The organism is Pontibacter coccineus, from assembly GCF_030546575.1.
Classification (GTDB): domain Bacteria; phylum Bacteroidota; class Bacteroidia; order Cytophagales; family Hymenobacteraceae; genus Pontibacter; species Pontibacter coccineus.
Genome location: NZ_JAUOTN010000002.1, coordinates 267,544 through 288,589, shown reverse-complemented (window position 1 = coordinate 288,589; position 21,046 = coordinate 267,544). Strand labels below are relative to the sequence as shown.

Annotated in this window: 19 protein-coding genes; 9 read left to right on the top strand and 10 right to left on the bottom strand. The window is 52.7% G+C overall.

Annotation, left to right across the window (positions count from 1 at the left end):
• Window positions 1-45: 45 nt before the first annotated feature.
• Window positions 46-687, bottom strand: coding sequence for a peptidylprolyl isomerase (locus Q4E40_RS05225; protein ID WP_303410477.1), 642 nt, complete (start codon window positions 685-687; stop codon window positions 46-48).
• 294 nt (window positions 688-981) lie between these two features.
• On the opposite strand from Q4E40_RS05225, the gene Q4E40_RS05220 reads away from it, so the two are divergent.
• Entirely contained in the window at window positions 982-2,541 is a 1,560-nt protein-coding gene (locus Q4E40_RS05220; RefSeq protein WP_303410476.1) for an alanine/glycine:cation symporter family protein, read from the top strand.
• A gap of 93 nt (window positions 2,542-2,634) precedes the next feature.
• Here Q4E40_RS05220 and hemC read toward each other — a convergent pair whose 3' ends face one another.
• From hemC to Q4E40_RS05200, 4 genes are all read right to left on the bottom strand, one after another.
• Window positions 2,635-3,588, bottom strand: coding sequence for a hydroxymethylbilane synthase (gene hemC / locus Q4E40_RS05215; RefSeq protein ID WP_303410475.1), 954 nt, complete (start codon window positions 3,586-3,588; stop codon window positions 2,635-2,637).
• A 12-nt stretch (window positions 3,589-3,600) separates the two neighbouring features.
• Window positions 3,601-4,728, bottom strand: a complete 1,128-nt coding sequence (locus Q4E40_RS05210; protein WP_303410474.1) for a DNA polymerase III subunit — start codon at window positions 4,726-4,728, stop codon at window positions 3,601-3,603.
• A gap of 108 nt (window positions 4,729-4,836) precedes the next feature.
• Window positions 4,837-6,042, bottom strand: a complete 1,206-nt coding sequence (locus tag Q4E40_RS05205) for a GlmU family protein (protein WP_303410472.1) — start codon at window positions 6,040-6,042, stop codon at window positions 4,837-4,839.
• A gap of 174 nt (window positions 6,043-6,216) precedes the next feature.
• A complete protein-coding gene (locus Q4E40_RS05200; RefSeq protein ID WP_076420761.1) occupies window positions 6,217-6,462 on the bottom strand; it encodes a type B 50S ribosomal protein L31 in 246 nt (81 codons plus the stop codon).
• Window positions 6,463-6,638: 176 nt separating this feature from the next.
• On the opposite strand from Q4E40_RS05200, the gene Q4E40_RS05195 reads away from it, so the two are divergent.
• The 6 genes from Q4E40_RS05195 to secDF all read left to right on the top strand — a co-directional run bounded on the left by Q4E40_RS05195 (window position 6,639) and on the right by secDF (window position 12,770).
• A complete protein-coding gene (locus Q4E40_RS05195; protein WP_303410469.1) occupies window positions 6,639-7,148 on the top strand; it encodes a phosphoribosyltransferase family protein in 510 nt (169 codons plus the stop codon).
• A 17-nt stretch (window positions 7,149-7,165) separates the two neighbouring features.
• A complete protein-coding gene (locus tag Q4E40_RS05190; protein WP_303410467.1) occupies window positions 7,166-7,744 on the top strand; it encodes a non-canonical purine NTP diphosphatase in 579 nt (192 codons plus the stop codon).
• 85 nt (window positions 7,745-7,829) lie between these two features.
• Complete coding sequence (gene udk, locus Q4E40_RS05185) at window positions 7,830-8,444, top strand: uridine kinase (RefSeq protein WP_303410466.1); 615 nt, start codon at window positions 7,830-7,832, stop codon at window positions 8,442-8,444.
• 2 nt (window positions 8,445-8,446) lie between these two features.
• Window positions 8,447-9,139, top strand: coding sequence for a potassium channel family protein (locus tag Q4E40_RS05180; RefSeq protein ID WP_188501631.1), 693 nt, complete (start codon window positions 8,447-8,449; stop codon window positions 9,137-9,139).
• A gap of 43 nt (window positions 9,140-9,182) precedes the next feature.
• Window positions 9,183-9,554, top strand: a complete 372-nt coding sequence (locus Q4E40_RS05175) for an RNA methyltransferase (protein WP_303410463.1) — start codon at window positions 9,183-9,185, stop codon at window positions 9,552-9,554.
• Window positions 9,555-9,725: 171 nt separating this feature from the next.
• Window positions 9,726-12,770, top strand: a complete 3,045-nt coding sequence (gene secDF / locus Q4E40_RS05170; RefSeq protein ID WP_303410461.1) for a protein translocase subunit SecDF — start codon at window positions 9,726-9,728, stop codon at window positions 12,768-12,770.
• A 121-nt stretch (window positions 12,771-12,891) separates the two neighbouring features.
• Here the strand turns inward: secDF and Q4E40_RS05165 are convergent, their stop codons facing one another.
• Complete coding sequence (locus Q4E40_RS05165) at window positions 12,892-13,506, bottom strand: NifU family protein (RefSeq protein WP_303410459.1); 615 nt, start codon at window positions 13,504-13,506, stop codon at window positions 12,892-12,894.
• A gap of 263 nt (window positions 13,507-13,769) precedes the next feature.
• Here Q4E40_RS05165 and Q4E40_RS05160 point away from each other — a divergent pair, with 263 nt between their 5' ends.
• Both Q4E40_RS05160 and Q4E40_RS05155 read left to right on the top strand, forming a co-directional pair.
• Entirely contained in the window at window positions 13,770-15,161 is a 1,392-nt protein-coding gene (locus Q4E40_RS05160) for a sodium:proton antiporter (protein WP_303410458.1), read from the top strand.
• A 244-nt stretch (window positions 15,162-15,405) separates the two neighbouring features.
• A complete protein-coding gene (locus tag Q4E40_RS05155; protein ID WP_303410456.1) occupies window positions 15,406-16,908 on the top strand; it encodes a potassium/proton antiporter in 1,503 nt (500 codons plus the stop codon).
• Between the two features lie 26 nt (window positions 16,909-16,934).
• Here the strand turns inward: Q4E40_RS05155 and Q4E40_RS05150 are convergent, their stop codons facing one another.
• The 4 genes from Q4E40_RS05150 to Q4E40_RS05135 form a co-directional block, all read right to left on the bottom strand.
• Window positions 16,935-17,672, bottom strand: coding sequence for a hypothetical protein (locus Q4E40_RS05150; protein ID WP_303410455.1), 738 nt, complete (start codon window positions 17,670-17,672; stop codon window positions 16,935-16,937).
• A gap of 263 nt (window positions 17,673-17,935) precedes the next feature.
• Window positions 17,936-18,325: a hypothetical protein gene (locus Q4E40_RS05145; RefSeq protein ID WP_303410454.1), complete on the bottom strand. Its 390-nt coding sequence runs from the start codon at window positions 18,323-18,325 to the stop codon at window positions 17,936-17,938.
• 35 nt (window positions 18,326-18,360) lie between these two features.
• Window positions 18,361-19,446: a chorismate synthase gene (aroC, locus tag Q4E40_RS05140; RefSeq protein ID WP_303410453.1), complete on the bottom strand. Its 1,086-nt coding sequence runs from the start codon at window positions 19,444-19,446 to the stop codon at window positions 18,361-18,363.
• Window positions 19,443-20,882 (bottom strand): BatD family protein, encoded by a 1,440-nt coding sequence (locus tag Q4E40_RS05135; RefSeq protein WP_303410452.1) that lies wholly within the window; start codon window positions 20,880-20,882, stop codon window positions 19,443-19,445. Before Q4E40_RS05135 ends, aroC begins: the two co-directional genes overlap by 4 nt.
• Window positions 20,883-21,046: the final 164 nt, after the last annotated feature.

Here is a 21,046-nt window from a genome sequence, read left to right as displayed (position 1 = left end):
TCAGGTATAGCAATTGACTGAAGAAGCAATGTTTTTCAGGTATAGTTACTCCGCCTGCGGGTAGGTATAGCGGTACTTCTTGGCGATTTTTTTCTTCTTCACTACTTCTACCTTCACCGTCATCTTTACGTCCGAAAGTGGTCGGTTACGCCCGTCTACAGGTTGGGCCGCTATCTTGTCGATTACATCCAGACCATCGATTACCTGCCCATACACCGTATAGGCCTCGTCGAGCTGAGGTGTGCCCTGGTGGTTCTCCACGATGTAGAACTGCGAGCCGCTCGACTCTTTTTTGGGGTTTACCTGGTCACCCATGCGGGCTGCGGCCAAAGCGCCACGCACATGCTTGTATTTCGGCTTGATCTCGGCAGGCACGGTATAGCCCGGGTTGCCAGCACCGTCATTGCGCGGATCATCATCCTTGGTGTTCGGATCGCCGCCCTGTATCATGAACCCATCGATCACGCGGTGGAAGGTGGTGCCGTCGTAAAAGCCCTGGCGGGCGAGTTTCAGGAAGTTCTCTTTGTGCAGTGGCGTGTCATCGAAGAGCACCAGTTTCATGTCTCCGTGTGGGGTGGAGATCGTTACCAGTTGGTCTTTGCCTTTGGGTGCCTTTTGGGCCAGCACAGCCAGCGGGCATAATGCCAGCACTACAACGAAAGCAGTTATCTTTCTAAGCAGATTCATGTTAAAGGGGTAAGTTTTCAGTTAAAAATCAGGTCTAAATTCCAAATTTAAGCCTTTTTGGTTCCTTTCCACGTATTGCCTGCATTTTCTGTAGGTTCATACGAATTCTCCTATTGCAAGATAAAGTCCGCAGGTATGGCACTCTATGGAGACAGCCCTTTCGTATACCAGGTATAGCTTGCACTTTAAGAACTTTATACTGTACCTGTAGAAGCAATTTAAAGGTTAATTTCCTACTTCCGTCAAATAAAGTTATATTAAAACTCACTAACTAACCTCACCTACCCTTATTTGATGAAAAAAGTACTACTTATGACCGGCCTTGGCCTCGCTGCTTTGGGCAGCGCCCAGGCACAAATGCCGGAACCTACCATTGATGAAAAAATTGAGGCAGCTGTGGCACCCACTGCCCGGTTTATTTCCGATATCATCTTTTACGAAGTACAGGTAGCCGGCGCAGGTATACCACTTATCCTGGTCTGGCTACTGGCAGGCGCACTTTTCTTTACCGTATACCTGGGCTTTATCAATGTCAGGGGCTTTAAGTATGCGCTTGACATCGTGCGCGGCAAATACAACCAACCTGATGCTTCCGGCGAGCTGTCTCACTTCCAGGCGCTGACCGCGGCCGTGTCGGGCACGGTGGGCCTCGGAAATATTGCGGGCGTGGCCATCGCCATCTCGCTCGGCGGGCCAGGCGCCACCTTCTGGATGATCATGGCAGGCCTGCTGGGTATGTCGACCAAGTTTGTATCGTGCACTCTGGGGGTGAAGTACCGCGATGTGCATGCTGACGGCACTGTTTCAGGCGGCCCCATGCACTACCTGAAAAAAGGGCTGGCGGAGCGCGGCATGACGGGCCTGGGCAAGTTTCTGGCGGCATTTTTTGCGGTAATGTGTATTGGTGGAGCCTTGGGAGCCGGCAATATGTTCCAGATCAACCAGGCGACGCAGCAGTTTATTACCGTGACAGGCGGTGCGGAGGCTTCTTTTTTTGGCGGCGGCAATGCCTGGCTATTTGGCTTGATCATGGCCGTGTTGGTGGCGCTGGTTATCCTGGGTGGCGTGAAGAGCATTGCCCGGGTAACTGAAAAAATAGTTCCGCTGATGTGCGGCATCTACATTCTGGCTGGCTTGGTGGTACTGGCAGTTAACTTCTCTCAGATACCCGCCGCTTTTGTAGCCATTATTGAAGGGGCCTTCAGCACGACTGCCATTGGTGGCGGTTTGGTTGGGGTAATGATACAGGGTTTGCGCCGCGGTATTTTCTCAAACGAGGCAGGCATCGGCTCTGCTTCCATTGCTCACTCCGCCGTAAAAACCAACATGCCCGTGACAGAAGGTTTTGTGGCCTCACTCGAGCCTTTCATCGATACCGTGATTGTATGCACGATGACAGCGCTGGTAATTGTGGTGACGGGCGCCTATACCCAGGATACAGGCGACGGGATAGCGCTCACCTCTTCGGCTTTTGCTACGGTAATTGACTGGTTCCCGCTTGTGCTGGCAGCAGCCGTTATCCTCTTCGCGTTCTCCACCATGATCACCTGGTCTTACTATGGGCTGAAGTCCTGGACCTATCTGTTTGGCAACTCCAGATCATCCAAAAATTCTTTCAAAGTACTGTTCTGCGCTTTCGTGGTGCTGGGTGCACCGATACAGCTCATCAGCGTGGTTGCCTTTTCTGATGCCATGCTGTTTGCCATGAGTATACCTAATCTGATCGGTTTGTTTATTCTGGCTCCGGTAGTCAAAAGCGAGATGCAGGCTTTCCTGACGTACGCACGATCCAGCACAAAACGACCGCTCACGCAGAAGTCAGTAGAAGCTGCACAGCTGGAAACCGAGGTATAGGTAAAGTCAATACAAAGGCCTATACCTAAACGGGCCACCTGCGCAAAGCAGGTGGCCCGTTTAGGTATAGGTATAAATTAAATCTTGTCTCGCTTATTCTTCTCTTTCTGACCTGATCTCCTTGAGGATCTTGTCGCCGCCCCGGCTCAGGATCGTTTCAGCCAGCCTGGTGCCCAGCGCTTCGGCCTCCTCCTGGCTTCCTTCAAACACTTCTGAAAGGTGCTGTTGCCCGTCGAGGCTTACAATGCCGCCGTGTATGCGCAGGTTTCCTTCCGCCGTCAGTTTGGCCAACGCAAAAGAAGGGATGCTGCAACCGCCCTCCATCGTACGCAGGAAAGCACGCTCCGCCAGCAGGCACACGTGGGTATCCGGGTGGTCAACGGCGTCTTTTATCAGTTGTCTTACCTCCGGGTCGAGGTCGCGGGCGCACTCCACGGCCACGCTGCCCTGGCCGGCGGCAGGCACGAACTCATCGTCCGGGAAGGTATGCACGATCATGTCGTCATAGCCCATCCGCACCACACCGGCGTAGGCCAGAATGAGCGCTTCAAAAGGACCTTCTTTGAGCTTCTGCAGGCGGGTCTGCAGGTTGCCGCGCGATTCGGCGGTGGTCACGTTCGGGTAGTACTTCCGGAGCAAAGCCCTGCGGCGAGTGGAGGACGTACCGAGCATCACCTGGCTGTCGCGCTCCAGCTTGAAATCCGGATTGAAGGACAGAAGCACGTCATTCACAACCTCGCGCTCCATAAAGGCTACTAGCTCCAGTTCGTCAGGTATAGACGACTGCACATCTTTGGCGCTGTGCACAGCAACCTCGATGGTGCCTTCGCGCAGCCCTACTTCCAGCTCTTCGGTAAACACACCTTTTGAGCCCAGCTTAACAAGGGAGCGGTCGAGTATCTGGTCGCCTTTGGTACTGATAATGACGATCTCGGTATCGAGACCGGCGGCCTGTAGCTTATCGGCCACGGCGTTTGCCTGCCAAAGGGCCAGCTTGCTGCCGCGCGTACCGATTCGAATGGTTTTTACTGTTGTATTATTTTCCATGATATCTTCTTCTTAACTAGCATTGCGCAGGTACTGGGCAATCTGGATAGAGCTGTCCACGAACACCATTTTCGGGTTGGCGTTTCGCTCTATGTGATAGTGCGCCTCGTTCAGTTCCTGCGCCAGTTTTCCGGCATTGTTTTCTGTGATCAGCTTCGAGAACTTCTGCACAAAGTCGAGTTCGTTGGGGGGCAGGTAGGCAATCAGCGCTTCATCCACACCGTAGAGCATCACCTTGCGGAAGAGGTTGAGCGCGTAGAGCAAAAAGTTCTTCTGGTTCTCGCGGCCCAGCTTCTGAAACTCCTCGCTGGCATCCACCACCTTCTCAAATTTATAGCTGTAGCAGTTGCGCATCCAGTCGGTGAAGAAGGTGAAGTAGTCGCTGCTGACCTCGCTCGTGAGTTTGGTCGCGGCATTTAGGCTGCCCTCTGCCAACTGCGCCACCTGGTAGGCGGCCGTGTCGTCGAGGCCGTGCTTTTCCTTCAGGTAGCCGATCACCTCTTCTTCGGTAAAAGCCCGCACCTGCACGATCTGGGTACGCGAGGTAATGGTCGCCAGCAGCTTCTCGGCCGATTGCGACACCAACAGGAAGAGCGTTTTAACGGGTGGCTCTTCGAGTAGTTTGAGCAGGGCATTGGCCGCGAAAGGGTGCATCAGCTCCGGTAGCCAGATGAGCACGATCTTGTAGTCGCCCTCAAAGGCCTTGAGCGACACCAGCTTCACTAGCTGGCGGCTTTCTTCTTTGGAGATGTTGCCTTGTTTGTTCTCGGCGCCGATGTGCTGCATCCACTCGTTAAGGCCCTGATAGGGGTTACTCAGCACAAACTCACGCCACTCGGTCAGGAACTTCTGGCTCAGCACATCTTTGGTGATGGACTTGGTGCTCGTCACCGGCATCACGAAGTTGAAGTCGGGGTGCACCAGCTTGTTCATTTTCACGCAGCTATTGCACGTTCCACATGAATCATTGGCCTGCCTGTCTTCGCAGTTGATGTAGGTGGCATAGGCCAGCGCCAGGGCCAGATTGGCACTTCCCTCCTGCCCCAGAAACAGCTGCGCATGCGCCACATGGTTCTGTCGCACCGAGTTAACCAGTAAGGTTTTCGTTTCCTGATGCCCTATTATTTGAGAGAAATGCACGTTTTAATTGCTAAATTTTTGGATTGTTAAATTGTTAAACTGCTGGATAACACACGCAGGATTAACATTCCACGAAGTTAACAATTTAACCATTAAACCCGCTAGCCATTACCCTTTCCTGTCCCATACCCGATACTGCTGGGTCTGGTCGAAGATCTCGGACATAATAGCGTGCTCGGTTTCGTCGTAAGGCAGGTTGCGTCGTCCCATAACCTTTTCGGCCACTTCAGCCGCTTTGCGCAGTTGGAAGGTTTCGAAGCCCGAGGCGCCTCCCCAGGCAAAAGAAGGGATGAAGTTGCGCGGGTAGCCGGCCCCAAAAATGTTGGCGCTCACGCCCACCACCGTGCCCGTGTTGAACATGGTGTTGATGCCACTTTTGCTGTGGTCGCCCATGATCAGGCCGCAGAACTGCTGGCCCGTGCTCCTGAAGCCGCCTTTGGCGTAACTCCAGATCTTCACTTCGGCGTAATTGTTCTTCAGGTTCGAGGTATTGGTGTCGGCGCCCAGGTTGCACCACTCGCCCAGCACCGAATTGCCCAGGTAGCCTTCGTGGCCTTTGTTGGTGTGGCCAAAGATTACCGAAGCCGCCACCTCGCCACCTACTTTGCAGAATGGCCCGATGGTCACATCGCCGCGCATTTTGCCGCCGACATTCACGTTACTGCCCTCGCAGATCGCAAACGGGCCTTTGATGATAGCGCCTTCGTGTATCTGGGCGTTCTTACCGATGTAGATCGGCCCGTTTTCGGCATTGAGGATGGCCGCACGTATTTTGACTCCCTCTTCGATGAAGATATTCTCCTCAGCGTACACCATGGTATACTTATCGTCGATGGGCTGGCTCTGGCGACCTGCCGTCATCACTTTAAAGTCGCTTCGGATCTGGCTGCCGTTCTGCACGAAAATCTCCCATACCTCCCGAACGATGTTTTCAGGCTGGCATTCGATCTCCCTGGTGGGGGAATACCTGGCCAGCTCAGTGGCATCGCGCAGGTCGAGGCTATCGGCATGGAACGCCACCAGCGTACCTTCACAGTACAACCCTTCCCCTTCTTTCAGGGATCTGACCTGCTCTACCAAGGCCTCATCCGGGCACACTGCCCCGTTCACGAACACATTGTGCGTGTCGTAGTGCGCCGGAAACTTGCGCTGCAGGTATGGCTGCGTCAGATACGACACGGTCGCACCTGCCTGTAGCTGCCACTTTTCGGCAATGGTCATGATGCCAATGCGGATATCGGCCACTGGCCTGGTGAAAGTCAGCGGCAACAGCGCCTGCCGGATAACGGGGTCATCGAAGAGAATGATGTTCATAGCTGTAAAAATAAAAAGTCTTGCCGAAATTTGAGGCAGTCCCCGAATCAAAAAAACGGAGGCCGCACCTTCGCCGACCCAGGCCTTCAGATAGTTGTTAAAAGCAAAAAAGTCTTTCCGTATGGTAACAGAAAGACTTTTTATTCAAACGTTTTAACCAAGCTTTAAACTTGACTATTTTTTCTTGTAACGTGTGTTGAAGCGCTCCACACGACCCGCAGTATCCACGAAGATGTTTTTACCAGTGTAGAAAGGGTGTGACGCAGAAGAAACTTCCACTTTGATTACTGGGTATTCTTTGCCGTCTTCCATTGTGATTTTCTCGTCAGAGTTCATCGTAGAACGTGTGATGAATTTGAAATCACTCGTCATATCCTGGAAAACCACCTCTCTGTATTCTGGGTGAATGCCTTTTTTCATTATTATAAACGTTAATTAACCTTAATTTCTGAATCGGACTGCAAATTTAAGAAGTATTTTCGAATTTAAAATGTTACTAACCAAATTATTTTAACATTCGCCACAGGGCACTGTTGGTAGCGATATTTATTTAAATTTGTCTCTGGCACAGCGCCATACCTTATACTGATACCCACATGACACACCCACAGCAAAACCTGATACTCGACCAGGGGCAGATCCAGCAGAAGATCACCCGCATGGCCTACGAGGTATACGAACAGAACTTTGAGGAACAGGCACTTGTGCTGGCAGGCATACACCGCAACGGCTATACCCTGGCAGGCATGCTGGCACAGGAACTGGAGAAAATTTCCCCCATCAAAGTTACGCTGCTGAAGGTAACGATAGACAAAACCGCCCCATTGCAGTCGCCTGTCGCTATCACGCCTGAGACTGCATCTATTGAGAAAACCGTGGTGATTATTGTGGACGACGTGCTGAACACCGGCAAAACGCTGGCCTATACCTTGAACGCCCTGCTGCCGCAGAACCCCAAGAAAGTCGAGATTGCGACGCTGGTGAACCGCCACCATACCTTGTTCCCGGTTTCCTCCACCTATACCGGCTACTCGCTGGCCACCACTTTGCGCGAGCGGGTAGATGTGGTGCTGCAAGATGATGAAGTAGCGGCTTACCTACATTAAGATTAATACTATACACTATGAAAGAACTCTGCTTCGCCACCAACAATAAAAACAAAGTAGCCGAGGTGAGCCGCATGCTCGAAGGCAAGTATAAGCTGCTCACCCTCGAGGACATTGGCTGCCATGAAGAGCTGGCCGAGGACCAGGATACGCTGGAGGGCAACTCCCGGCAGAAGGCGCAGTACGTGTGGGAGAAGTATAAGGTCGACTGCTTTGCTGACGACACCGGGCTGGAAGTGGACGCCATTTGCGGTGAGCCGGGCGTGTACTCTGCCCGCTATGCCGGCCCGCAGCGCAACGACGCCGACAACATACGCCACCTGCTCAAAAACCTCGAAGGCCATGCCGTTCGCCGCGCCCGCTTTCGCACGTCCATCACGCTATACCTGGCTGGGCAGGAGCACCAGTTCGAGGGGATTGTGAACGGCCACATCACCACCGAATGGAAGGGCGACAAAGGCTTCGGCTACGACCCCGTGTTCGTACCGGAGGGCTACGACCGCACTTTTGCCGAGATGACGCCGGAGGAGAAAAACGCCATCAGTCACCGCGGGGAGGCCATCCGCAGGCTCGTGGAATTTTTGAAGGCACAGTAGCGTTTCGGAGGTAAATAATTTAGGGCAGGCTGTAGCCACATTGGCCTTAAAAGACTAATTTTGTAGCCTGAAACTATAATCTCCAATGCAAAAGCCATTTATCGTCGGAATTACAGGAGGTAGCGCTTCAGGGAAAACCACTTTTTTGAACAGACTGCTTGCATCCTTCTCCCCTGAGAACATCTGTCTCATCTCTCAGGACAACTATTACAAAGACCGCGAGCACCAGACCCGCGACCTCAACGGGGTCGTCAACTTCGACCTTCCTTCCTGCATCGACGACGAAGCTTATGCACAGGACATCCTGAAACTGAGCCGGGGCGAGAGCGTTTTCCGCAAAGAGTATACCTACAACAACCCCAACGTGGTGCCAAAGCAGCTGGAGTTCAAGCCGGCGCCTATAGTGGTGGTAGAAGGTATCTTCGTTTTTTACTTCGAGGAAATCGCCAAACTGCTGGACCTGAAGGTATACATCGACGCCAAGGAATACATTAAGCTGCAGCGCCGCATTGTACGCGATAAAGTGGAGCGCGGCTACGACCTGGACGATGTGCTGTACCGCTACACCCACCATGTGGCGCCAACCTACGAGAAGTACATCAAGCCATACAAAAACGACGCCGACATCATCATCCCGAACAACGAGAAGTTCGACCGCGGCCTGGAGGTTCTGACCACATTTCTTAATTCCAAAATATAAGGATGCGACACAAGTTTGCAGTAATAGGACTGGGTAGATTCGGCAACTCCATCGCCCGCACGCTCGCCGAGCGAGGCGCAGAGGTGCTCGCCATCGACAACAATGAGGACCACGTGGAGGACATAAAGGACGACGTGGCCTACGCCGTGGCCCTGGATGCGACGGATATCCGGGCACTGGAGGCGCAGAACGTGCAGGACATGGACGCGGCCATCGTGTCCATCGGCGAGGACTTCGAGGCCCTGCTCATCACAACGGCCAACCTGCAGGAGCTCAACATCAAGCGAATCATCACGCGTGCCGCCAACAAGCAGCAGCGCCGCATCCTGGAGAAGATGGGGGTGCAGGAAATCCTGTCGCCGGAGGGGGAAGTTGGCAAAACAGTGGCCGAGCGCCTGCTGCAGCCGAGTATCCGCACCTTCCTGTCGCTGCCCGACAACTACGAGATCGTGGAGATCAACACCCCGCGTGGTATTTCCAATAAAAGCCTCGCCAAGATATCGCTGCGCGAGAAGTACAACCTCAACCTGATTACGATCAAGCGCTTTTTTGAAGAGATACAGGACGGCAAACCCACGCAGGTGGAGCACATCATCGGTGTTCCCAAGGCCGACACCATTATCTATCCTTCTGACATTCTGATTCTTATCGGAAAAAAACACGACATTAAGCGATTTATTGATATAAACCGCTAACAGGTTTTAATTTTTCAAAGAAAGCCTTACATTTGCTTTCTGTATGCCACACGCTGCCAACATATTGCCACACTTCCGTCATCTTCTGATGACCGTAACCCTGCTCTGGGCGCTTATGCTCAATGGGCAGGAAGTAGTGGCGTATACTTACCCGGCGCAGGGCACTCCTGTTAAGTCAGCCTCCCAGCTGGCGTCGGCCCCGCAGGAAAAAACAGTTGTCAAGCAAAAGGTGACGCTGGAGGCGACGACCTCCTTTGTGGTGCTCAACCTGGAGCAGAATGCACTGGAGCCGACTCCTATACCTGCTTTTGCTATACCTACTGATGAGGCCTTGCCTGCCTATGCGGCCAGGGCGCCCGGAGCTGGCTTCGTGGCCCGCTTCTTTCCTATTTCCATTCAACCCAACGCTCCCTAAGCGAACCCTTTCCCGCAGGCCCCCTCTACGGTCCTGCCCCGTTGCGCATACCCGAAATTTAAGGTATAGCGGAACGGCTTCACAGCATTTCTTGGTTTATGTAAGATAGCGCCGCTGTGATTTCCAAAGCATTAACATTCTATCAACTATACCTTTTTTATCAACCAACCCATGCGGAATAAGAATTTCATCATCATTATGACCGTGATAGTATCGGCACTCTGCCTCTACTATCTGTCATTCTCGTTTGTTGCCCGCAGTGTGCAGAAAGATGCTGAGGCCTACGCCACAGATGCACAAGGCAACGTAAACCACGACAAACAGCAAACCTACCTCGACTCTATCTGGAAGGAGCCTGTTTACAACTTTCTGGGCGCTGAGTATACCTACCAGGAGGTAAAAGAAAACGAACTGGGCCTTGGCCTTGACCTTCGTGGCGGTATGCACGTGGTGCTGGAGGTTTCTCCGGTTGAAATCATCCGGTCCCTGTCTGGCAACAGCAAAGACCCTAACTTCCTGAAGGCGCTCGCCCGCGCCCAGGAGATGCAGAAGAACAGCCAGGAGAAGTTCACCACCCTGTTTGCAGAGGCTTACCGCGAGGTGGAGCCGGACGGACGCCTGAGCCGCATCTTCTCCAACACAGCCAACCGTGGCAAGATTAGCTTCGAGTCCAGCAACGCAGAAGTGATCAACGTGATTGATCAGGAGGTAGAGGACGCCATCGAGCGCTCTTTCAACATCCTACGCACGCGTATCGACAAGTTTGGCGTGAACCAGCCAAACATCCAGCGCCTTAAGGGCAGTGGCCGTATCCAGATTGAGCTTCCAGGTATAGACAACCCGGACCGTGTGCGCAAGTTGCTGCAAGGTATGGCGAACCTGGAGTTCTGGGAAGTATGGACGCCGGAAGAATTCTCTCCTTATTTCTCGCAACTGAGCGAGCACCTTGACAAAGAAGAAAAAGCTGGTCGTCTGAACATTGGCCGTACCTCTGCACAAGCTGCTCCAACAGCAGGTGACTCTACACCATCTGCCGTGCAAGATGCCGCCGCTGACGATGTGCTGGCAAAGGCTGCCGCTACTTCTAACGATACAGCTGCCGCTTCAAACGATACAACAGCACTAGCTGCTGCCGACCAGGCAAAGACGGACACTGCTGATGCGCTTCAGTCGCTGCAGGAAGAGCAGACGGGCGTCATGAGCCGCCTGTTTACCATGATGCCGGGCGGTATCGGTGCCAACGTGCGCGACACAGCCAGAATCAACGACATTTTCCAGAGATCGGACGTACGCGCCATCTTCCCTCCAAACATGAAGTTCCTGTGGGGTGTGAAGCCGATAAAAGGTGACAACCGCCAGGAGTTTGTGGAGTTCTACGCTATCAAGAAAGGTCGTGACGGCAAAGCGCCGATGACCGGTGAGGCTGTGAACGATGCCCGCCAGGACTTTGACCAGAACGGACGCCCTGAGATCAACATGACCATGACGCCAGCCGGTGCTAAGCGTTGGGCCAAACTGACAGGCGACAACGTGGGCCGTCAGGTAGCCATCGTGCTTGACAACTATGTATACTCTGCGCCAGTGGTGCAGGGCGAGATCACGGGTGGTAACTCTTCTATCACAGGTAACTTTTCGATTGAAGAGGCAAAAGACCTTGCCAACATCCTGAAAGCCGGTAAAATGCCAGCTCCTACCCGTATCGTGGAAGAAGCCATCGTAGGTCCTTCGCTGGGCCAGGAGGCTATCAACCAAGGTTTATTGTCAACACTGGCCGGTTTGCTGGTAGTAGTGGTATTCATGATCGCTTACTATAGAACAGGTGGTTTTATCGCCAACCTGGCCCTGGTTTTCAACGTGTTCTTTATCCTGGGCATTCTGGCCCAGTTCAACGCAGCCCTTACACTCCCTGGTATCGCCGGTATCGTGCTTACCCTGGGTATGGCCGTGGATGCGAACGTACTGATATTTGAGCGTATGCGTGAAGAGGCCGCCAAAGGCCTGAGCCTGCGCGAAGTCATCAACAAAGGCTACGACAAGGCATTCCTGACGATTCTGGATGCGAACGCCACCACGTTCCTGGCCGGCTTTATCCTGTATTTCTTCGGCTCTGGTCCGGTGAAAGGCTTTGCCATCACCATGATGCTCGGTATCGTGACCTCTTTCTTCACCTCGGTATTCATTTCCAGGCTGTTGATCGAGCGTAGCTTCAGAAAAGCAGGCAAGCTGTCCTTCTCTAGCTCTTTCACTGACAGACTTTTCGCAGACGTGAAATTTGATGTGATGAAGTGGAAGAAGCCTGCCTATGCTTTCTCGTTGACCATTATCGCCTTCGGTTTCGTAGCCATGGCCATTAAAGGCCCGAACCTGGGCGTGGACTTCAAAGGTGGCCGTTCTTACGTTGTGCAGTTTGATGACGCCGTTCCGGCCTCTGACGTACGCGGCGCTTTGCTCGACAACTTCGAGGAGGAAGGTACGGAAGTGAAAACCTTCGGCGCCTCTAACCGCCTGAAAGTGATCACCAGTTACCTGGCAGATGACGAGAGCACGACAGCGGATGAGCAGGTGAAAGCAGCCTTGCTGCAGGGCCTGGACGAGTACAAGAACCTTAATCCTGAGATTCTGAGCTCATCCAAGGTAGGTGCCACCATGGCGGATGACATCCAGAAGACGGCTGTACTATCCCTGATATTGGCACTGGCGGGTATCTTCATCTATGTGATGTTCCGTTTCAGCAACTGGCAGTTCAGCTTGGGAGGTGTGATCGCCTTGCTCCATGACGCCATCATGATCATCGCCATCTTTGCCATCCTTGACCTGTTTGGCATCTCCTACGAGATGGACCAGATCTTCATCGCGGCGGTACTGACCATCGTTGGTTTCTCCATCAACGATACCGTGGTAATCTTTGACCGCGTGCGGGAGTACCTGAACGATAACCCACGCCTGCATGTGAGTGAGATCATCAACCCGGCGCTCGTACACACGTTCAGCCGTACCATTATCACTTCGTTCACAGTGTTTATGGTGGTGCTGATACTCTTCATCTTCGGCGGTGAGATCCTGCGTGGCTTCTCCCTTGCCATGATGATCGGTGTCCTGTTCGGTGTATACTCTACGCTGTTCATCGCATCACCGATCGTGGTGGACACCATGAAGAAAAAGCCGGAGCCTACACCTACTCCAGCCAAACCTGCAACGCAGGCACAGAAAGCCTAAAGCAGAAACACCCGGGGCGGATTAGCCTGCTCCGGGTGTTTCTCTCTTTCTTTATAGCAACAAAAAAGGCCAGCCCTGTTTAGGGCTGGCCTTTTTTATATCGTTTCCTTTTAGGTATACCTTAGATGGTCACACCGTCTGCTACTACTTCTGTCACTTCAGGCACCATGCGCTTCAACAGGTTTTCGATACCCGCCTTGAGCGTTACAGTAGCTGATGGGCAGCCACTGCAGGAACCTTGCAGGTGCACTGTTACCACACCGTCTTTGTAAGACTTAAAAGAGATGTTACCGCCATCCTGCTCTACGGCTGGGCGCACGTAATTTTCCAGCAGGTCGGTTACTTTTTTAGAGATAGCGGCATCTTCTTCTGTCGCATCTACATGTGTCTCGCTGCCTGCTGCAGGCTTGTTTGCCTGGAAACCTTCCACAAAGATAGGGCCGCCTGCCTCTACATACGACTTCAGGAAAGTACGCAGTTCAGGTATAAGCTTCACCCACTCGATGTTGGCGGCTTTCGTTACAGTAACAAAGTTGCTGGCAATGAACACGCGCGTCACGTAGTCGAAATTGAAGAGCTCCTGCGCCAACGGTGAGTCGGCAGCGCTCTCTAAGTTCGGGTAGTCCACGCTCTGGCCATCTGGCAGAAGGCCTACGTTCATCACAAACTTCATTGACTCGGGGTTTGGGTTGGCCTCGGCATATACCGAAACCGTCTTTTCTCTATTTTCTAACATGGATATCAGCGTTTTAAATTAAAACCTAGGCCTTCGCCTTAAAGTTTCCAAAATTACTCAATTATTCTGACAAGTAGTAGCACCCTGCCTGCTGTCTTACTTTAGTAAAGCATCTGCACCAGGTTTATCTTTATTCAACCCGGGTTGGGAAAGTGCCACCTGAGCAGTGTGTATACAGCAATTTGGTAAGCTAATTAGTGTAGAAAATGTATATTTGTGACGCAGTGAAATTTTTGACCTGAAAAACACTCCGCACGTTTAACATGCTTTACAACTACATTCTGCTGGCGCAAGCGCAGCAAGCCGTTCCCGGTTTCATGATTATCCCCTTCCTGCTCCTAATCAGTCTAATCGCCAGTGGCCCCATTTTCTTCGGACACTTCTGGGAACACAATTATAAAAAAATAGCTGTTACCCTCGGACTTGCCGTACTGGCCTACTACCTGTTTGTGTTAGGCGATGTGCACATGCCGATACACACGCTGGCAGAGTACTTCACCTTTGCCGTGCTGCTGAGTTCCCTCTACATTGCGGCTGGCGGTATATACATCAACGTGAATGCCAAGGCAACCCCACTGATAAATGTCGCGATGGTAGCCATAGGTGCCGTTCTGGCCAACTTTATCGGGACAACAGGTGCTTCCCTGCTTTTGATTCGCCCGTTCATGCGCCTCAACGCACATCGCCTGCAGCCTTACCAGATCATATTCTTTATCTTTATCGTGAGTAACGCAGGCGGTCTGTTAACGCCGCTTGGTGACCCGCCGCTCTTTATCGGCTTCATCAAGGGTGTGCCGTTCTTCTGGACACTACAGCACCTGTTCATGCCGTGGTTCATGGCGATCGTACTGCTTTGCATCATGTTCTACTTTGTAGACAGACGCAACAAAGGTGACCAAATTATCGCTGACCTCGATTTGGCGGAGCCAGACTCTGGCAAAACGGAATTCAGCTTCAAGGGCCGCCGCAACCTGCTTTGGCTGGCTGTCATCATTGGTGCCGTGTTCCTCGACCCGAACGTGATCGATGCGCTGCCGCACATTTACTACGACGGCAGTAAGTTCTCTTTCGTGCGCGAGATCATTCAGCTGAGTGCCGCCTTCATGTGCTATCGCAACTCTAACAAGGAGGCCCTGGCGGGTAACCAATTCAACTTCCACCCTATTCTGGAAGTGGTTTTCCTGTTCTTCGGTATCTTCTTTACCATGATGCCGGCCCTGCAGCTGTCTGCCGAAATTGCTTCTTCGCCAGCCTACTCCAGCTACATCACGTCGAACTTCCTGTACTGGGCCACGGGCTCTCTCTCGGGCTTCCTGGACAATGCCCCTACCTATGCCAACTTCCTGTCGCTGGCCATGGCCAAGTTTGATCTGTCTCAGAGCAGCGTGGAAGACGTCAGACAATTTGCCGCCGGTACCTCTGCCGCAGGTATGGAAACGCTTATTCAACTCGAAGCCATCTCTTTGGCATCCGTCCTGTTCGGCGCCTTTACCTACATCGGCAACGGGCCGAACTTTATGGTGAAAGCGATCGCTGAGAGCGCCGGCGTGAAAATGCCTTCTTTCTTCGGCTACGTACTGCGCTACTCTATCCCGTTCCTGCTGCCAATCCTTATACTGATCTGGTTCTTTGTCGTGCACCTGAGAGTCTTCTAAGCCCGACAAACAAGGTATAGCCACGAACATACGAGAGCCGCTCCCTGGACCAGGGAGCGGCTCTTTTTCTTTACAAACAATCCTTCTCTGCCCCTCACGGAGTGAAATATAGCCGAACACCAATGGTAAAAAATGCATCTAACTTTGCGCCTGGGCACTTTCAGAGCCGCTTCATTAGGTTTTTATCGTTATATTTGTATGGCCTCGCAGAAGGCTGAAACTCATTAACCGATAACCCTACCGCATGGAGAACATAAATGTTGAACTGATTCTATTTGCTATTGCTATCCTCTTTTTCGTAAGCATCATGGCCGGTAAGGCAGGCCACAAATTCGGCGTCCCCGCTTTATTGCTGTTCCTGTCCATTGGTATGATCTCCGGTAGCGATGGCCTGGGCATACAGTTCCAAAACATCCAGATTGCTCAGATTATTGGCACAGTGGCGCTGTGTATCATTTTGTTCTCGGGTGGTATGGACACCAAAATTGCCGACATACGTCCGGTCATAGCGCAGGGTGTCGTACTGGCCACTATCGGCGTATTTCTTACTGCTCTATTGACGGGCTTTGCCATTTGGTGGATCCTGGGCATGACGATGGAGTCTGCAGGTATAGGCCTGACCACCTCGCTGCTGCTGGCGGCTACTATGTCCTCTACCGACTCTGCCTCTGTTTTCTCGATTCTCCGCTCCAAGAGCCTACACCTCAAAAACAACCTCCGCCCCATGCTTGAGTTGGAAAGCGGCAGTAACGACCCGATGGCCTACATCCTGACCATCACGCTCATTGAGATTATACTCATGGAAAGTGGTGTGAATTACTGGGCGGCGGGCGGCATGCTGCTGATGCAGCTGATTATTGGGGCAGTGGCCGGCTACGTTTTTGGCAGGCTGGCTGTGCGGCTGATCAACTATGTTGACATAGACAACAGCTCGCTCTACCCGATCCTGGTTTTCACTGTCTGTATCTTCATTTTCTCGGCCACCTACTTTATCAAGGGCAACGGTTTCCTGGCAGTATACATCGGTGGTCTTGTGATCGGCAATTCTAAATTCGTACACAAGCGCTCTTCGCTCAACTTCTTCGATGGCATGGCCTGGATGAGCCAGCTGCTTTTGTTCCTTACCTTGGGGCTGCTTGTTAATCCGCATGAACTGGTGCCTCTCATCGTACCCGGCCTGATCATCAGCTTCCTGATGATCTTCATCACCCGTCCGCTGAGCGTGTTCCTGTGCCTGCTGCCTTTCCGTCACATGAGTACCAAAGACAAAACCTACGTCTCGTGGGTGGGGTTGCGGGGTGCTGTGCCTATCATCTTTGCCATTTTGCCCCTGGCCGCTGATGTCCCGCATGCCCGCCTGATATTCAACATTGTTTTCTTCTGTACGCTTATTTCCCTCATTGTGCAGGGAACGACCCTTTCACAGGTGGCAGTCTGGCTGGGACTGGCCGAGAAGCCACGCGAGCAGCACAAACTGAAGGATTTCGATATCGAGTTTTCCGATGAGATCAAGTCCATTACAACTGAAATCAACATTACGGAACAGATGCTGGCAAACGGCAGCTACCTGATGGACCTGCCGCTCCCGGACAAGACGCTCGCCGTAATGGTGAAACGAGACGGCAAATACTTTGTGCCAAAAGGCAAAACGGCACTGCAGGAAGATGACAAGTTGCTCATCATCACAGACGACCTGGAAGCCCTGATGCAGAACATGCAAAGCATGGGAAGTCCAAGCAAGTCGTAAAACACCGAAATGCGGAACGCGCACGATCAGGTATACTGCAGCTCTTTCAGTTCAAGAATATTTGCTGCAGGCACCGCCGTGTTAACGGACAGTTCCCCCGTAGCCGGGCGGACATCATATCCGTTGGCATCGTCCAGCAGGTAGTCCAGCATCAGTTTGGCCAGTGCCTCTACCTGACTGTCAGTGGCGTCTGCTATCTGTACGCGGCAGGCAATTAGGGCCGGAGTTCCCAGGCGCTTGAGAAGCGGATAATATTTAAAGCGCTTTTCATACAGAGCAGCACGCAATGCGCGCCCTCCGTAAAATTCCATCAGGTCCTGGCAATCGTATTGCTCCGCCTGCGCTTCCGTCAGGTATAGCCACACAAGTCCCTGCTGGTTTTTGAAGGCATCGCTTTTTACAAAATGTATCAACTCCAATTCTGCTTCAACACGATCATCCGGCGATGCAAGGAGAGCGGACATATTTTTCAGCCCTGTCTTGAGTATCTTTAGATTGAGCGGCAATAAGCCTGTCTGAAGCGCTTTTGCAGGAGAAAGCAGCCTGGTACAGTGATAGGCCTTGATAGCGTAACTACGCAGCATGCCTGCGAGCTCCTTTTGGGCCTTTACATACATGGAGTCGGGTATATTCGAAAGCCAGCTTTTCCCCTGCAGGTTATTGGCTAGCTCCAGTTCACGCTCCTGGCTGATACGGATAATGTTCGGGCTTATATAGTCAAGGATTTCCTGTGGCCAGGTAGTTATATCTTCTAATAGGATCAAAGTTGAATGATTACGCATTTCATCAAGAGAATTTGGGTTTGTGGAGATAATGTAGCTGTATGACAACAGCTGAACAGGTCAGGTTGTGGCTGTAGACGAACACTCCTCGAAATTGGATAATCTCAGGAAGCCACTTACACAGCGCGCAGTGGAGACGTGATTGCGGTCCTGCAGAGGACGCAATTTAAAGCGAGGCACTATACCTGTTGATCAGGTACACGTGCTTCGATAGGAGAATGGCTGCGGATTGCAGGAAAAGCTGGCTATGGAGCCTGGGGCTGGATGGACCGGTAGAAGTACTTGATAAAGCAGCCCCTACGGTAAATTCTGGGAGCATCATGAGGAGTAACCTCATCAGTAGGAACGATAAAGACAACGCTTTTGAGTGGTGCTCCGGCCTTTTGCAGACCGTAGAGAAGCCCCGAAGATAACGTAGCATCCTGAGAAGGGCGCTGCATCCCCTGCGAAAGGATAGAGCCCGTTTCGTCCAGTGTGAGCGTAACGGATTCGGGTGGGGCGGAGAAGGAAGATACAGCGCCACAGCCAGATGCCGCATGCCCGTTGCTCGTAAAGAGCACGAGCAACACGAAGGCCATCATCAAAGGCCTGACATAGGTGGATATGTTAATGCCGCTTATCATCACTACTAACAAATATAGTCATTTTAAGCTAAAGCGGCAACATCCTTTCAGTTGACCAGCTTGTTACCGCGCTGCCGTAGCAGAAAGTCAGCTAGCACGAGCGCAGCCATGGCATCCACGATCGGAACGGCGCGTGGCAGCACACAAGGGTCGTGGCGGCCTTTGCCTTGCAGCGTAATCGCCTCGCCGGCATCGTTGATGGTTTGCTGCGGCTGCAGGATAGTGGCTACCGGCTTGAAGGCAACATTAAAGTAAATGTCCTGGCCGTTGCTGATGCCGCCCTGTATGCCGCCTGAGTGGTTCGTGCGGGTGCGCACGTTGCCTTCCTCATCGGTATAGAACTGATCGTTGTGCTCGGAGCCACGCAGCTTCACCCCCTCAAAACCACTGCCATACTCAAAGCCCTTCACGGCGTTGATGCTCAGCATGGCTTTGCCCAACTCTGCGTGCAGCTTGTCGAAAACAGGCTCTCCCAGGCCAGCCGGAACACCTTGTACCACGCAGCTGACCACGCCGCCAATGGTATCCAGACTGTCACGGGCATCTTCTATCAGGCTGATCATGCGGGCGGCTGTTTTGCCGTCGGGGCAGCGCACCTTGTTGCTGTCGATCTGCGTCAGGTCGAGTTTGGAGTAATGCTTGCGCACTTTTATACCTCCCACCTGCGACACATAGGAGCGCACCGTAATGCCATAGTGCTGCAACAGCTTGGCGGCCAAAGCACCTGCTGCCACACGCGCCACTGTTTCGCGGGCAGAGCTGCGGCCACCGCCACGGTGGTCGCGCAAACCGTATTTAACGGTATAGGTATAGTCGGCGTGCGAAGGGCGGAAAGCCTGCGCCACGTGCGAGTAGTCGTGGCTCGCCTGGTCTTTGTTGCCCACCACCAGCGCAATCGGGGTGCCGGTGGTCTTGTCATCGAACAACCCGGAAAGTATGGTCACCTTGTCTTCTTCCTTGCGGGGAGTCGTGATGTCGGACTGACCCGGCCGGCGACGGTCCAGGGCCAGTTGGATCTCCTCTGCTGTTATCTCTAGGCCCGCAGGGCAGCCGTCTACTATCACGCCCACAGCCACGCCGTGTGACTCGCCAAAGGTGGTTATTTTGAAAATCTTACCGTATGAGTTGCTCATTTGATGTTCCGATACTTTATGAAGATGAATCCTGACAGCGCCAGGAGCACCAACAGGATGATGTTTGTATAGCGTTTAATGACTTTTTCTTCGTAGAGGCTGACCAGCGTATGGTCTTCGTTTTCGATGATCTTGTAAAAAGGCCCCAGATCGCGGGCCAGCACCATGGTACCCGCTTCGGCTATACCTGTCACCGTAACGCTCAGCTCAGACCGAAGCGTGTCATAGGTGGCGGTAACCGGATTGAAGTAGATCCACTGAAAGTCGTTGGCCAGGTTGTAGGTGCCCGGCACGCGGCCAAGCACCGAGTAGGTAAAGCGCTTTACGCCCTGCACACGGCCGGCGCGCAGTGTAATGTCCTGCTGCAGATCGGGCGGGTAAAAGTCTAGTGTGCCTGTGGTCGTTGGGCTGGGAGGCATGATGGCGGCCAGGTTCCCCTCTCCTTCCAGCTCAAACATGTACCTGAAACTTTTGTTCAGCGGCACCGACTGGCTCGACAGCCCCTCCCGCAAGGTATACTCACCGACCGGTACCATATCGCGCAGTGGGTGCGGCGGCAGCTCTTTGACAGGTATAAGGTGCTCCCGGGCAAAGAAGGTCTTATAGCCTTCCATCCTATCTTCGAGCAGTGTCGGGTCTACGGCCACTTTGTATTTGAGCATGCGCAGCGACAGCTTCGGGAAGTGCAGCGGTTCGGTTGTGAGCGGGTATAGCACGGCTTCATAGAGCCTGAATCGCAGGTATGGCTCACCCTGCACCAGCACCTGCTCAGGCGTTACTTCGTCTATCTCGAATACTTCCTCCCAGGCGTTGGGTTGTTTCAGCTGACGCAGTATACCTGTTATCTGGTTGCCAAAGTCATGAAAATCCAGCAGCCGCTGGTCTGCTTCGGCCAGGTAAAAGTACAGCACAATGTTCAGGCCCTCACCTACGTATACCTCCTTCTTATCGGTGTAGAGCGTCAGGAAAGCATTATCCTCCTGATCCACATACTCCTGGGGCTTCGCCTCGCCCTGCTCGGGCTGCTCAGGTATAACCAGCTCCGGTTCCTTTGGACTGACGGCAGCCATCGGCCCCACCTTGATCTTCATACCGGCCGACTTCAGGGGCTGTCCATTCACGGTCATGCTGAATGGCTTGAGTTCATAGTCTCCTTCGGCCAGGGCAGCGTAGTTCTGTGTGATGGTGAGTACGGTGGTGGTCTTACCTCCTGCTATAACCGTTTTGGTAGACGAAAAACGGTTGCTTTTTTTGAAGCCCTCTATCTCCGGAAAAGGAGAATAATCCTTGAGTTGCTGATCCTGCAGCCGGATAGAGACCGTGAAGTAGGTGTTGATGGGCAGCGGACTTTTGCCTAACTCAATGCGGGCCTGCTGCCCAAAAGCGGGCACCAATACCGACAGGTATAACAGCATGAGTAGAAAAGTCAGGCGCATAATTCAGGTATAATAGCAAATTTACAAATTCTTGCCGCTATACACCGGAATATTATAGTCCAATTTTCAAAAGTTTGCCCTTTCTCTATGCCATGGTCTAATAGGCTGTTTCTGTAAAATACAGGCCTGTTTTGAGCGTTCTGGTACTAGCCGAGCCTCAGAGA